Consider the following 13,638-nt stretch of genomic DNA (forward strand, 5'->3'; position numbering starts at 1 on the left):
CGAGCTGCCGGCCGAATGAGCAGGCAGTCGACGTCGGACGGGCGGAGTCGGCCGCGGGGGAGTGACCGCTCGCACGATGGATTGTCGCTGTCCGCACGCGAGTGGGCGCAGCTGATGCCCTCGCTGTGCCCGTGCTGATCGACTACTGGATCCAGTCCGCCCTGTTCGGCATGACGAGGGCGAGCAAGCTCACGGAACGGGAAGTCGGAAGCCGTCGAGGCCTACCGGCAGCTCCTGCTCGTCCGGTACGAGACGCTCTTCCTCTGGGATCGCGTCCAGGTGCTCCACGGAAACCCGAGCGCCTACGACGCGCAGTACGTCGCCCGGGCCGAGGTGCTGGGCGCGACGCTGATCACCAGTACGCGAGGATCAAGCGCAGTGGTGCCGCGAAGGGTGAGATCGAAGTCTTTGGCGCGAACTGACCTGTGGGCCGGCCGGGGCCGGGAGGTGTGGTGTCAATGCTGCACCGTCTGTCGGCGGAGGTCGGCGAGCAGCTGGTCGAGCAGGTGCTCCTCCTCGATGCGGATGGCGTGCCCGGTGACGGCTGCGGCGAGCGCCGGGTCCCAGGGGGTGGGGGTCGGGGTGCCGGTGGTGAGCGGGGTGCCGAGGCCGCGGTCGACGGCGGCGAGGTAGGAGGGGGCGTCGTAGCGCCAGGGTGTCGCGCCGGGGAGGCGTAGGACGCCGGTGGCGATGCGGATGCCGCCCCAGTCGAAGTCTCCGTGGTAGGCGATCGGGCAGCCCTGGTCGGCGATTCGGGTGAGCAGGGTGCGGGCGGCGACGGAGAGGTTGCCCTCGACGCAGATCAGTGGTGGGCAGTCCGGTCCCAGTTCGTCGGCGGCGGCGGCGAGGACTGCGGGGTTCTCGCAGACGTGGACGAGGCGACCCGCGAGGCCGAGGCGAGGTGGTTGCCCGGTCAGCTGGCGGAGGGTCAGCAAGCAGGGTTCGCCGCCTTCGTGGGCGGCGGCGAGGATACGGCCGGTGGTGCCGACGGTCGAGCCGGGCAGGCCGAGGGTCAGGGCACGGGAGGAGAGTTCGTCCAGTGCCACGCCGACGGCGGCCCAGGCGGCGCGGCGGCCCGCGGCGCCGGACATCGCGTCGGCGGGCGGCCCGGCGAGTGCCCGGACGGCGGAGTGGACGAGGGTGGCGAGCGGGCGGCCTTCGTCCAGCGCGTGGGCGTCGCCGAGGGTTCGGGCGGAGAAGGCGGGGAGGGTGAGGCCGTCTGCCGGGAGTTGGGAGAGCACGGGGACCGCGTCGGCGGCCAGGCGGCGGGCTGCCGCCGGATCGCCTCCGGAGAGCCGTTTGAGCAGGCCGGTCGCCTCCACCTTGGCTCGCCAGGAAGCGAGTTCGGGCCGCTCGGTGACGGTCGGGTGGTCGAGTACGGCCCATGCCTGCTGCCACGCCGCCGAGAGGCGGGCGTCCTGGGCCCGTCGGTCCGTGACCGGGCCGGCCAGTGCCACTACCGCCGCCGCGAGGCCGTCCGGGCAGGCCAGGGACTCGCGCAGCACCCGGTCGACCTCGGCCAGGGGAACGGTCAGTGAGGTGCCGGAGCGCAGACGGCGGCCCAGCAGAAGCTCGATCGCGCGGCGCTGCTCCACGGTTGCGGTTCTGAGCGCGACCGGGGTGTCCAGGGCACGCCCGGTCGACAGCCGCTCGCGCACCCGGTCCACCAGCCAGGCGGTCTCGGGGCCGCCGAGCAGGCGGCGCAGTCTCGGCAGATCGGTCACCGGCTACACCGTCGAGTCGTCGAGGAGGGACGGCTGCGCGCGGTCTTCGGCGGCCTTCGGCGCGGGAGGGCCGGGGATGTGCGGGACCGGCCGTTCCTCGCGGGTGCGTGCGGTGCCGTCCCACCGCCAGGGGGTGACGAGGACGGCGTCGATCCCCTCGCGGCGGCTCAGCTGGGCGATGCCGATTCCGGGCACGGTGGGATAGCAGGCCCACTCACGTTCGCTGGTCATGACGACATCGAGGTCGAAAGAGGCCAGCAGTCCGAGGCACTTGGCCCGGGAGTCGTCGTCCACTCCCGCGAACGCCTCGTCGAGCGCGATCAGGCGCGGGGCGTGCGGATGGCCGGAGGAGTAGTGCGAGGAGGCGGCTGCGAACAGCGGTACGGAGGCGGCGAGCACCCGTTCGCCGCCGGACGCGGGACCGGTGGCGGGCTTCCACTGGCCGTCCTGGCGGCGCTGGATGGTGAAGGAGTGCCAGCCGCGGTAGTCCAGGGCGCGGGTGAGCTGGTCGGCCCAGGAGTCGGCAGGGTGGTCCTCGCGGTCCTGGGCGATCCGGGCCTGGAGGAACTCGCCGACCTGCGCGCGGTCGGCAGGCGTCCAGGCGTCCGAGGACTGGCGCAGCAGGCGGGTGCGGACGGCTTCGAGGCCGGCCGGCGCGTCCTTGGCGGGCTGCCACTGCAGGCGCAGGGCCATGCCGGTCGAGGTGGGGCGGGCCGCCAGGTCCTCGTTCATCGCCGCCATCTGCTCCTCGGCGCTGGTGATCAGCTCCTGGAGTGCTCCGGCGACCTCGCCGACCAGGTGGTTCTCCAGCAGTTCGCGTTCCTTGGCGGAGAGCAGCAGGCCGCGCTGCTCGACCTCCTCGCGCAGCGAGTCGGCGAGGGCGGGCACGTCGTGGGGGCGGCCTTGGAACACCACGTCGACGATCATGATGCCGTCGTGCAGGGTCATGCCCACCGAGTGGCCGTGGCGGCCGAGGGCGTCGGTGAGCACCTTGTGCTCGGTGGAGATCCGCTGCTGGATCAGCTCCCAGCGGCGGTCCGAGTCGTCCGTGCCGTCGAGTTCCTGGTTGATGGTGCGGGCCAGTGCCACGGCCGGAGTCGGCGCCCAGGTCTCGTCGGGCGCCGGGACGGCGATCCCGGGCAGCGCGGCGGCGAGCAGGCCGGTGGCGGCGAAGGAGCGCAGGGCGGTCACGGCGCGGTCGCGTTCGGCGGCAGCCTCCTCGATCCGGGCGCGGATCTCGCTGCGCCGGCCCTCGGCCCGGGCGCGGGCGGTCATGGCGGCGTCGCGGGCGCGCCGGGTGGTCTTCTCCTCGGAGTCCCGTGCGGCGATGGCGGCATCGGTATCGGCCAGCCGGCGGAACAGTTCCTCGACGCTCGCGCCGACGGTCTCGGCCAGCACGCGGTGGCGCTCGGTGGCCGCATCGGCCGTTCGGCGGGCGGCGGTCTCGGCGTCCTCGGCTTCGGCGAGCGCGCCGGCGGCGGTCTCGGTCTCCGCTTCCGCCTCGGCGGCGAGGGCGGCGGACCGTGCCCGGGCGGTGGCGGCCGGGAGTAGCGCGGCGAGGGCGGCGGTGTAGCCGGACACGGCGTCGCGTACCCGGTCGAGTTGCTCGCGGTCGGCGGGCAGGTCGGTGTCCCGGGCGTAGTCGGCGGCCTCCTGATCGGCGCGTTCCGCGTCCTCCTGCCGGGCTGCGGCCTCCTGTGCTGCCTCGTCGAGCCGGTCGGCCAGGCGGCGTACCGCCTCGGCCTCGTGGCCGTGGCGGGCATGCGCCTCCCGCAGCGCGTGATCGGCGGGCGCGCTCTGCTGCTCGGCGGCCAGCGTTGTGGCGCGCGCCCGGACGGTGCCGCGCTGCCGGTCCAACTCGGCGATCTGGTCGGTGAACTCGCCGCTCCGGACGGCGAGTTCGGCAAGCCTGGCGCGGCGGGCGGCCTCCCGGGCACCCTCGCCGATGTAGTGGGCGGCGGGCTTGGTCCAGCGGCCGGTCAGCGCGCCGATCCGGTAGCGGCCGTCGGTGGCCACCCAGGTGTGGTGATCGCCCTCCGCGTCAAGGCCGGTCGCGCCGAGGCCGATCGCACCCAGGGCGGCGTGGACGGCGGTGTCGGCCAGGGCGGCGGCCAGTGGATCGGCCCGGTCGACGGCCGGGCGCAGTACTGAGGAGAGGCCGGCACCGGGGGCGGACGGGCCGGAGGACAGCAGGACGGCGTCGTCCGCGTCGAGCAGGGTGCCGTCCGGGGTGAGCCAGGCGTCGAGCAGTCCGGCGGCCTCCAGCGCGGCCTCGATCCCGGCCCGCTGCTCGGCCGGTACGGTCTCGCCGAAGTCGACCGCCCGCCACAGCGGCGCTCCGGCGCGGTCGGAGCGGGCATGCGGATCGCGGGTGTGCGGCGGTGGCGGGGTGTCGTGACCGCCGGACTCTAGGCGGGCGATCTCCTCGTCCACCGAGGCGAGTTGGTGCCGGGTGGCAGCGTGCTCGGCGTCGAGCGCGGCCTCCTGGCGGGTGAGGGCTCCCACGGCTGTGCGGTAGGCGGCCTCGGCGGCCTCGGCGGCCGGGTTGGGGCCGGCGAGGGCGTCCGTCCAGGCTTCAAGTGCCGAGAGGGCGTGGTCGGGGTCGGGCAGGCGCAGCTCGACCGTACCGGCGGCCCAGGTCCGCCAGGCCGTGACGAGGTCCGTGCCCCGCTCGGTGACTGCCTGTCCGGCCTCGGCCGAGCGTTCCCGGGCGGCCTCCAGGTCGGCGGCGCGGCGGGCGGCTTCGGCCTGCGCGGCGAGGGCCTGCCCGCGGGCCCGCCCGGCGGTGGTGAGCAGCGTGGTGAGGCCGGCGACGGCCTGGCGGCGGCGTTCGACGGCGCGCTCGCCGACCCTGCGGGTCTCCGGGAACGGCGCGCGGTCCCGTTCCAGGGTCTCGGCCACGGCCGTGTGGTCGATCCCGGCGGCCTCGGCGGCCTGCCCGGCGGCCGAGTCGGCCCCGGCGAGGGCGGCCTGGTCGGTGTCGTGCTGGGCGTGCGCGCCGGCGGCGCGGCGCTGCCAGTCGTCGGCCTGGCGGCGGGCGGTGCGGCAAGCGTCGGCGCGGTCGTCGGCGGCGGCGCGCAACGCTTCGGCGGTCTTTGCGGCCTGTTCCAGCTCGCGGGCGGCGTCCATCTCCGGACTGCGGTTCAGGGCGTCACGGGTGGCGGCCAGGGTCGCCCGGCTGTCCTCCAGCTCTTCCAGACGGGCTTCCGCCTGCGTCAACTGTTCTTCGGCGGTGGCGTGTTCGGTCTCGGCCTCGCCGAGGTCGCGGCCGAGGTGCTCGTACCGGCTGTGGGCGACGCGCAGCACGCCGGCCTGCCGCTTGGCGGCGATCTGCGCGTAACGGCGATAGTGGGCGAGGAAGTTGGCGGCGGCGCCGGACGCCTCGGCCAGCGCTTCCAGGGCGTGCCGCTCCTCGTCCAGGCCGCGGAACGCCTCGGCGACCTCGCCGACCAGGGCCGGATCGAGTGGCGGCAGGGCCTCGGTGAGCGCCTTGGAGAGCAGCTTCTCGTCCGGCTTCTTCGACAGCTGCGGCTGGCGCAGTTGGATCAGCAGGTTGACCAGGGCCTCGTAGCGGCCCTGGCCGAGGCCGAAGAGCTGCTCGTCGACGGCGCGGCGGTACTCGGCGGCGGTGTCGTGCACCAGGCCGTGGCCCTGGAGTGCGTCGCGCAGCCGCTCCCGGGTGAACGGGACGCGGGTGGCGGACAGCAGTGGCAGATCGGGGCCGATGCGCAGGGTGGTGGTGAAGAACCAGTGCTTGGCGATGCCGCGGCCCTTGACCGCCTTCAGGCCGCAGCCGATGGTCCGGTACTGCGGTCGTCCGTCCTCGTCGATCCGGCCGAACTCCAACCAGGTGTAGCCGGTGCGTTCGTCGTTCGGGTGCTTTCCGCCGAGCAGTAGGTTCCACTCCATGCGCTTGGCGCGGTCGCCGTCCGGTTCGACGCGGTGGGCGGCGAGTTCACCGTCGAGCAGGAAGGGCAGGGTGAGGGCGAGCACCTTCGACTTGCCGGTGCCGTTGTTCCCGCGCAGCAGCAGTCGCCCGTCGTGGAAGCGGAACTCCTCGGCGTCGTAGTGGAAGATGTCGACGAGCCCCGCGCGCAGCGGCTGCCAGCGGTTCTTGGTGGGCTGCGGCAGGGTCATGAGCGGGAGCGGGCCTTTCGGATGGTCGGGGCGGCCAGGGCGTATCGTGCCAGCGCGGGCTTGGCAGTGACCGACTCGCCGTTGCGGGTGATGAGGTCGAGCGCGGTCAGCCGGTCCAGCGCCTGGGCGAGCAACTCGGCCGCGGCTGCGGGCTCGGCGGCGGTCTTGCGCCAGTACGAGCGGTGCTGCACGGCCAGCTGCCTCACCAGATCCACCAGTTGCGGCTCGGTACAGGGGCCGTGGACGGTGGCGAGGTGGGCGGCGACCAGCAGGGTGGCATGGCCGTCGGTACCCTGCTCGGGCATCCGGACGTCGGTGAGCTCGTCGTCTGGATCCGCCATGGCGATCCCCTCGGTGCGCAACTCCGCTACCAGGCCGGTGATTTCGGTGATCCGACGGGTGATCGCGTGGCGCTGGGAGACCAGGTAGGCGCGCTCGTCCTCGGGCAACTCGGCGTAGTACACCACCGGATCGTCCAGCAGCCGGCGGGTCAGCCGGTGACGCAGCGCGCGGAGCCGCAGCTCATCGGTGTCCGGCGCGACCTCGGCGGTGAGCGCGGCAAGACGGTGGTCCGGGTTGACGGCCTCGACGGTGGACGGGCCCCGCGTCGCGGCGAGCAGCGTGGCCAGGACGCGGCGGCGAACGTCGTAGAGCACGTCGTTGGACGCCTCCGACAGGTACGCCTCCTCGTCGCCCGCCACGCGGTGCAGCACCCCCCACTCCAACAGCAGCCGGACGGCGGCCACCAGATCGGAGCGCTCCTCACGGCGGTCCATCCGGAACTCGATCCCGGCGGCAGCCAGCGCCGGGTCGCCCGCTGCCGTCAGCACGCCGTCGGCCAGCCGGCCGAGGGTGATCTGTGCGTCCGCCCGCTCCAGCGTCGCCAGCGCCAGGCAGAGCACCACGTAACGGCGGCGGGTGAACGGCACCTTGGTACGCGGGGCGCGGGCGGGCCTGGTCGCGTCGTCCAGGCGGGCCGGCGTCTTGTAGAGCCGCGCGGTCTCGGTGTCGACCACGAGCCGCCAGCCGGTCTCCTGGGTGAACCAGGCCGCCAGTTCGCCGGCGTGCTTGCGCACCAGCCGGAAGTCGTCGTTGCCACTGGTCATCAGCGGCGATGCCAGCAGCGCGCGGGCGGCGCGCCGGCGCTCGGCCTGGAGGTCGGTGGCGTCGGTCATACCGCGCTCCCGGCGGGCGCGAGGTCGATGATCTCGATGATGTGCTCGGGCCCGTGCAGCACACCGTCCGCCGTCGGGACCCGCACCACCGTGTCGGGGTCCACCAGCTTCAGCCGGACCTCCATCGTGCCGTCGCCGGTGATCGCCGAGGACTCGCTCTCGCCTGGTACCCGGGCCGAGAGGGCGTCGCCGAGGACCGCGAGGAACAGCTGGAAGGTGTGCGGGTCGAGGCCGTCCGGGCCGGCCAGCTCGGAGAGCAGGACCGGGCCGTCGGTGGCCAGCCGGGCCCGGGCGGCGGCGGTCTGGGCGGCCTCCAGCTCGACCTGCCGGGCCAGCGCCTGCCGCTCGGCCGCCCGGTCGGCGACCCGGTTGGGCATGCCGCGCCGTTCATATGTGCCGGTCTCGCGCAGCCGGGGGCTGATCTCCAGCGGTGGGGCCTGCGCCCAGGGCGTACCGGCCGGGAGATCGGCCTGTTGCCAGGCGGCCTCGGTGGCGGTGTCCACGGTCAGATGCCGGGCTGGGGTGAGGGCGAAGGCCGCTCGCCAGAGCCGGTGCGCGGCGTTGTCATCCGGGGTCTGCGCGAAGAACCGGGCCAGCGCCCGGAAGTCGGCCGACCGGTCCGAGCGTCCGCCGCGCCGCTCGTTCAGCGCGGCGACCGTGTTGACGAGCGCGGTGATCGCGCTGACCGCCGCGCCGCGCAGCAGCTTCGCCTGGGAGGGCTGCCTGCTGGAGCGGCTGAGGAACCAGTCGGTGAGGCCCCGCCATCGGTTCTCCCAGGCGGTCAGCGCGGCACTCGTTGCCGCTGCGCGGGCCTGCTCCGCCTGCCGACCGTCCACGTCGGCCTCCGGTACGGCATCCGGCAGGGCATCCCCGGCTTCGCGCTGCGCCGCGGCCAGCAGCAGCCGCTCCACACCGGCCGCGTTCAGCCGGGTGAGCAGGTTCGCGATCTGCGCGCCGCGATTCGCCAGATCGGCGATGAACCGCTCGATGTACTCGACGAGGCGGTCCTTGTACGCGATGAACGCCGCCTCGTCACCGTCCTGGAAGTCGATGGTGCGACGCAGCGAGGCCATGAACGCCTGGGCGTTGTCCGCGAGACTGCCGAACCGCTCCGCGATCTGGAGCAGCAGCAGATGTGCTTTTCCCGGATCGGGATCAGGGTGCTCCGCCAGGACGAGCAACGACCCCAACTGCTCGGCGATGTCCGCCAGCGCGACCGACTGCAACTGGCCGCGCCGGCCCAGCGCCTGCTCGTACACGGCGAGTGCCCGCAGGGCGGCCTGGCCGTGCTGGGTCAACTGGTAGAGGTAGCGGGCCCGATGGAAGTCCTCGACCGATGTCACCCGGCCGGTGTCGGCGTCCGCGCGGAGATTCCCCCAGCCGACCAACTGCTCCAGCGCGCCGCCGACCGCCTCGATCGACGCGACCGCCGAAGACGCCTCCGCCGCCGCGTCCCGACGGAGCTCGGCGGCGACGTCCTCCGGCCGCAGATGGACGATGAACCGCTCTCTCGCCTGGGCGAAGACCGCCAGGACCTGGCCGTACAGGACCGCGTTCGGAGCCTGGAGGTAGGCGAACGGTTGGGGCTGCGGAGCGCTGGACACGCACTCCAGTCTTGCAGATCCGGTTGTCTGCGTGGGCGGGGCAGGAAAATCGGTTGGCCGGACGCCTGCCCGGGTAAATTGAGACGCTTCGCAGCGGCGGTTTGTGGAACAAGGACAACGCGGTCGACAAGGCGGCCTACGGTGCCGAGATGGCCGCCGGTGGACAGCCGGTGGACGGACGCCTTTGGCCGGTGCGGCACGGGGCGGCACAGCCCAACCTGCCGCGCATGCTCTGATCAGCAAGGACGTCATTCGGTGGCACAGGGCGGCATGACGTAGCACGAACCCAGGTGGGCTCGTAATGCGTAGGTCGCGGGTTCGAATCCCGCAGGCGGCTCAGTGAAGGCCCAGGTCAGATAGCCCCTGACCTGGGCCTTTTGCCTTCCCAGGGCCTTTCGTGTGGGGCCTGTGTGGGCGGGAAGCGTTTTATGACCGCTCCCGGTGGACATTCGGTGGGCAATGGTGCAGCGAGCGTGCACGCCGGTGGACATGGGCCTGAATCGCGCAGCGGCGGAGCCGAGTGGTGATCTGTAGCGACCCAACAAGCGGACCGCGGCCGGGCTCGGACATGATGACGAGGCAGGTGGCTGGTTTTCCTGGAGGTGATCCGGGACCACGCAAGCACCCCGCGGTCGTGATGACGACCCCCGGCGAGCGGCGGAGTGGAGAGCTGGTCAGTGTGCGATGGCGTCGATCATCTCTCGGGCGCCGGCGCGGATCAGTGCCTCGGCTACGGCTTCGCCGATGGCCTGCGGGGTGAGCCGGTCGCTGGTGCGGCTGGCGGTGAGCGTGGTTGCGTCGCCGGGGGTGAAGACCATGGCCCGTAGGGCGAGGCAGCCGTCATCGAACGCGCGTGCGTGTCCGGCGATCGGGCTGTTGCAGTGCCCGTGCAGGAGGTTCAGGCCCAGGTGCGGGAGCACAACACCAGGCGGTAACCGTCCGGATCGGCGATCGTTGCTCCGTGCTCGTCCCAGTACGGGTTGTGTGCGGGGACGCGGGTGCCGCCGGCCGCGATCAGACGGTCGATCAGGGACTCGTCGACCGGGCTGCCCAGGTAGACCACGAACAGGTCGTCCACGGTGGGGGTGGGCTCAAGCGGGCGCTCCGGGTCGTGAGTGAGCTCGAAGTGCCAGGCTCCGCCCTTCGGGCCGACCATCAGCAGGTCGTGCTCGCCCGGGATGCGCTCGGTGGTGCGCCATAGGACTTCCAAGCCGAGGCCGTGCACGTAGAAGCGTTCGGCGGTCGCGAGGTCGCGCGAGGGGCGGGCCACGCGGACATGGGCGTTGGGGTCGATCATGCCGTTGCCTCCAGGGCCGCACGCCACAGCGGACTGTCGACGTAGTGGTTGTCGAAACGTTCCGCCGACTCGGCGATCTCCTTCGCGTCGGCCTCGCCACGCATGACTCGGCCGAGCAGCCGCAGGTAGTCGAACCGGCCCATGCCGGGGGTGAACACGAACAGGACGTCCGCCTCGCAGCCGGGCGCCGCAGCGAAGGCGTGCGGGGTGTGCGGCGGCACGGCCAGGAAGTCGCCGGCGTTGAGCACGGTGATCTCCTCGCCCACCAGTACCCTGAGGGAGCCGCTGATGACGAAGAACAGCTCGGTCGCCTTGGTGTGGCAGTGCGCGGGTGCCCCGACGGCGCCCTTGGCGAACGTGGACCGGTAACTGGTGAAGCCATCGGCAGTGCGGTCGGAGTCGGCGAGCAGTGTCATCACGCTGCTGGGATCGGCACAGGTCTCGGCTTCGGTGTGACGGGTCAGCACCGGCTCGAACGGCGCGGCCGACGAGAACCCGATGGGCTCGGCCGCCTTGTGAGCCGGCTCGGCCTGCCCACTGCAGAACACCTCCTTGACGAGCCTCTGATGCGCCTTCTGGAACGCCTCGGCCGTGGCGGCGAAGTCGAGTTCGGCGTCCCCGGTGGTGAGTGAGGCGGTCAGGGTCTTGCTGCCGTCGGGCGTGCTGTACATCAGCGCCCCCCAACCCCAGAAGCCGCCGTTGTGGTTGAGGACGGTGCCGCCGTCCGTCTCCTCCACGAACAACCCCAGGCCGTAGCCGAATTTGGGGTGCGGCGTGCGCATTTCGGCCAGCAGCGAGTCCGGCAGGAGCTTGCCGCTCATCAGCGCGGAGATGAACGTGTGGAGATCCTTGGTGGTCGAGATCATGTCACCGGCGGCGGAGACCCAGGAGACGTTGAAGCGGGTGACGTCGACCACCTTCCACTGGCCGGCGTGCTCGTACCGGTAGTAGCCGTGGGCGTGCGGCTCGGGGATCTCCGGCGAGGCGTCCGGCACCACGGTGCCCGACAATCCCAGCGGCTGCAGGATCAGCCGCTGCATCTCCTCGGCGAACGAGCGGCCGGTGACGTTCTCGACCAGCAGCCTGGCCAGGACGTAGTTGGTGTTGGAGTAGCTCCAGTCCGTTCCCGGCTCGAACCGCGCCGGCTTGGACAGCGCCAGCCGTACCAGCTCATCCGGCTGGTAGGTGTGGAACTGGTTGTCCACGTACTCCTGGCCCTGCCAGGGGATCCCCGGCGCGACCGTCCCGTCGTCGTAGTACTCGCCGGTGTAGTTGAACAGCCCGCTGGTGTGCTGCAGCAGCATCCGCACCGTGATCCGCCGGTCCAGCCCGAACCGGGGCAGGTAGTCATCCGCCGGGCTGTCCAGCCCGATCCTGCCCTCGGCCACCAGTTGCAGCACCACGGTCGCGGTGAAGGTCTTGGTGGTGCTGCCGATCCGGAACCGCCCGTCGGTCGGCGGCTTGGCGCTCTCGCCCAGCTTGCGCACCCCGGCGCTGCCGACCCACTCGCCCCGCTCGTCGTTCACGCGCAGTTGCACCCCGGCGAAACCGGAATCGACGATCTCCTCGATGGCCTTCTGCAGCTCCGGGCGATCCTGCCCAGTGGGGGGGAGGGACATGGCTGTGCTCCTTATGGGATGCGTGGGTGGTTGTTGCGGTGAGGGTGCGTGGCTGCCCAGGGCGGCGATGAGGTGGTGCCGGCCGCCGAGGGCGTGGGCGTGCGTGGGCGAGCGCGTCGACGGTGGCCGTGCTGCGTTCGCTGTGCGGGATGCCTCCCCGGCGCGGCCTCCCCGGCGTTCGCGGGTTCGGCCCGGTGGGACCGTGGTGGTCAGGTCCGGTTGCACCTGCCCGTGATCTTGGGGGCACCTCGGACGGTCTTGTCGCCGTAGGGGTGCGCAGCCCGTTCGCCCCGATGGCGGGGCTGGTGTTGAGGGGTGTTCCTTCGGAGGGAGCGGGTCAGAGGCTGCGGGCGGTGATGTCGCCGTGGGAGGTGGTGGCGCGGATGTCGAGATCGGTGGTGCCGTCGTTCTTGAGGGCGTTGCTGACGCGGCCGTGGCCGGTGCCGGCGTCCAGGGCGGCCGACACGCCGGCGGCGGCGCCGACCGTGATGTCGCCGGACTGGGTGCTGAGCTGGACCGTGCCGCCCATGGCCTCGGCGATCCGGATGTCGCCCCTTGCGGTGCTGATCTCCGCGGCCCCGCCCAGCCGGCCGACCTCGATGTCGCCGTCGACCGCAGTGAGACGGACGCTCGCGGCCTCATCCAGCTTGATCCGGCGGTACGCGCCCTCGAAAGCGACGTCGCCGAGGCGGCCGACGGTCCGGAGTTCGGCGCCGACCGCCTTGGCCTCGATGCGGGAACCGGCGGGCAGCTTGACCGTCACCTCGATGGATCCGGAGGGGCCGAGGTACTGGGTCTTCGCCGAATTCTCGATCCGCAGGACTCCGTCGGCGTATCCGACCGTGGTCTGCTCCGCTGCCTTCACGTCGCGGCCCTTCGAGGCGTTCACAGGCAGGATCTCGACCGCGGTGTCGGCCCGGTCTGCGGCGATGAACTGGACGCGTCCCGCGGGGATGTCCAGGACGGCGGAGATCGGGGCGGGGGTGTCGAACTTGTGCATCGTGCTCTCCCTTGTGCTTGCGGCTCGTTGTTTCCGAACACTGGAAACACTACGTTGCTTTCCAAGTCCGCACAACAAGATCTTTGCCAAGAAGCAGCATCTATGCAGGTGGGAGCGCAATAATCATTGCAACGCCCTCTCGCTTAACGCAACGATGGAACAGTCGACCGTTGCAATGCATTGAAGGTGAACGCTATGGTGGAGGCGTCAGGGAACGCCGAGCAGCACCATGGAGCACCCGTGGGGCATGAAAGGGGTCGTGATGCCGGGAGGCAGGCTCACCCAGCAGGAGCGCCAGCAGATCGCGGTCGGGCTGGCCGACAACCTCGCCTACGCGGAGATCGGCAGACGTCTCGACCGTCCGACCTCGACGATCACGCGTGAGGTGATGCGCAACGGCGGCCCCACCGGCTACCGCGCCGACCTGGCCCACCGCGCCACCCAGCAGCGCACCCACCGGCGCGGGCAGGCCACGCCCCAGGGGCCGCAGGCGCTCCCGCAACCCTACGGACGCGACGCCGAGGCCGTGCGCGACTACGAGGAGACCCTCACCACCGTCTTCATGACCTCGGGCCTGCCCAAGATGATGGCCCGGGTGCTGGGCTGCCTCTACACCACCGACACCGGCAGCCTCACCGCCTCCGAACTCGCCCAGCACCTCCAGGTCAGCCCGGCCTCCATCTCCAAAGCGATCACGTTCCTCGAGAGCCTGGACCTCGTCCGCCGGGAACGCGACCAGCGCCGCCGCGAGCGCTACGTCGTCGACGACGACCTCTGGTACCGGTCGATGATCCGCAGCGCCCGGGCCAACGACCAGTTCATCGAGACCGCGCGACAGGGCATCGGCATCCTCGGCCGCGGCACCCCGGCCGCCACCCGCCTCGAGAGTGCCTCCCGCTTCCTCGACTTCGTCAGCGAAGGGCTCATCCGTGCCGCGGAGCAGGGTCGCGAGGTCCTCTACACCAGGACCGAAACGACCCCGGACGGCACCGACACACCACGTTCGGATCGCGCATAGACAGCCGTCTCGATGGTCACAGCCAGTGGTGCCCGCGCCGGATCCTTCATCCAGAGCCGCCCCC

10 protein-coding genes and 1 pseudogene are annotated in these 13,638 nt (G+C 72.1%); 2 read left to right on the plus strand and 9 right to left on the minus strand.

All coding sequences use genetic code 11. The features are described 5' to 3' along the window. Window positions 1-455: 455 nt before the first annotated feature. From KV557_RS07615 to KV557_RS07630, 4 genes are read right to left on the minus strand one after another with little or no spacing between them, the layout of a single operon-like run. On the minus strand, window positions 456-1,724 hold the full coding sequence (locus KV557_RS07615) for a TIGR02679 family protein (protein ID WP_218198982.1): 1,269 nt from the start codon (window positions 1,722-1,724) through the stop codon (window positions 456-458). Window positions 1,725-1,727: 3 nt separating this feature from the next. Continuing rightward, window positions 1,728-5,861 carry a TIGR02680 family protein gene (locus KV557_RS07620; protein ID WP_218198983.1) on the minus strand — a complete coding sequence of 1,378 codons (4,134 nt, stop codon included), beginning with the start codon at window positions 5,859-5,861 and terminating at the stop codon, window positions 1,728-1,730. Beyond that, window positions 5,858-7,036: a TIGR02678 family protein gene (locus tag KV557_RS07625; protein ID WP_218198984.1), complete on the minus strand. Its 1,179-nt coding sequence runs from the start codon at window positions 7,034-7,036 to the stop codon at window positions 5,858-5,860. The genes KV557_RS07620 and KV557_RS07625 overlap by 4 nt, the downstream gene beginning before the upstream one ends. Continuing rightward, window positions 7,033-8,640: a TIGR02677 family protein gene (locus KV557_RS07630; RefSeq protein ID WP_218198985.1), complete on the minus strand. Its 1,608-nt coding sequence runs from the start codon at window positions 8,638-8,640 to the stop codon at window positions 7,033-7,035. The genes KV557_RS07625 and KV557_RS07630 overlap by 4 nt, the downstream gene beginning before the upstream one ends. A gap of 101 nt (window positions 8,641-8,741) precedes the next feature. Here KV557_RS07630 and KV557_RS42340 point away from each other — a divergent pair, with 101 nt between their 5' ends. Continuing rightward, a complete protein-coding gene (locus KV557_RS42340; protein WP_256177132.1) occupies window positions 8,742-8,876 on the plus strand; it encodes a hypothetical protein in 135 nt (44 codons plus the stop codon). Window positions 8,877-9,314: 438 nt separating this feature from the next. Here KV557_RS42340 and KV557_RS07635 read toward each other — a convergent pair whose 3' ends face one another. The 5 genes and pseudogenes from KV557_RS07635 to KV557_RS07655 all read right to left on the minus strand — a co-directional run bounded on the left by KV557_RS07635 (window position 9,315) and on the right by KV557_RS07655 (window position 12,556). Next, complete coding sequence (locus tag KV557_RS07635; RefSeq protein WP_218198986.1) at window positions 9,315-9,560, minus strand: hypothetical protein; 246 nt, start codon at window positions 9,558-9,560, stop codon at window positions 9,315-9,317. Beyond that, a complete protein-coding gene (locus tag KV557_RS07640; protein WP_218198987.1) occupies window positions 9,539-9,937 on the minus strand; it encodes a VOC family protein in 399 nt (132 codons plus the stop codon). The genes KV557_RS07635 and KV557_RS07640 overlap by 22 nt, the downstream gene beginning before the upstream one ends. Then, a complete protein-coding gene (locus tag KV557_RS07645) occupies window positions 9,934-10,437 on the minus strand; it encodes a cupin domain-containing protein (RefSeq protein ID WP_308129810.1) in 504 nt (167 codons plus the stop codon). The genes KV557_RS07640 and KV557_RS07645 overlap by 4 nt, the downstream gene beginning before the upstream one ends. Window positions 10,438-10,551: 114 nt before the next feature. Further along, window positions 10,552-11,556: pseudogene (locus KV557_RS07650) on the minus strand (serine hydrolase domain-containing protein); the annotation flags it as partial. Window positions 11,557-11,893: 337 nt separating this feature from the next. After that, window positions 11,894-12,556 carry a DUF4097 family beta strand repeat-containing protein gene (locus KV557_RS07655; protein ID WP_218198988.1) on the minus strand — a complete coding sequence of 221 codons (663 nt, stop codon included), beginning with the start codon at window positions 12,554-12,556 and terminating at the stop codon, window positions 11,894-11,896. Window positions 12,557-12,818: 262 nt separating this feature from the next. On the opposite strand from KV557_RS07655, the gene KV557_RS07660 reads away from it, so the two are divergent. Then, window positions 12,819-13,574 carry a GbsR/MarR family transcriptional regulator gene (locus KV557_RS07660; RefSeq protein WP_218198989.1) on the plus strand — a complete coding sequence of 252 codons (756 nt, stop codon included), beginning with the start codon at window positions 12,819-12,821 and terminating at the stop codon, window positions 13,572-13,574. Window positions 13,575-13,638: the final 64 nt, after the last annotated feature.

The organism is Kitasatospora aureofaciens (assembly GCF_019192735.1).
GTDB lineage: Bacteria > Actinomycetota > Actinomycetes > Streptomycetales > Streptomycetaceae > Kitasatospora > Kitasatospora aureofaciens_A.

Coding starts and splice junctions, on each gene's coding strand:
- KV557_RS07620 (WP_218198983.1), bottom strand. CDS start 5,861: ATGACCCTGCCGCAGCCCACCAAGAACCGCTGGCAGCCGCTGCGCGCG.
- KV557_RS07625 (WP_218198984.1), bottom strand. CDS start 7,036: ATGACCGACGCCACCGACCTCCAGGCCGAGCGCCGGCGCGCCGCCCGC.
- KV557_RS07640 (WP_218198987.1), bottom strand. CDS start 9,937: ATGATCGACCCCAACGCCCATGTCCGCGTGGCCCGCCCCTCGCGCGAC.
- KV557_RS07655 (WP_218198988.1), bottom strand. CDS start 12,556: ATGCACAAGTTCGACACCCCCGCCCCGATCTCCGCCGTCCTGGACATC.
- KV557_RS07660 (WP_218198989.1), top strand. CDS start 12,819: ATGCCGGGAGGCAGGCTCACCCAGCAGGAGCGCCAGCAGATCGCGGTC.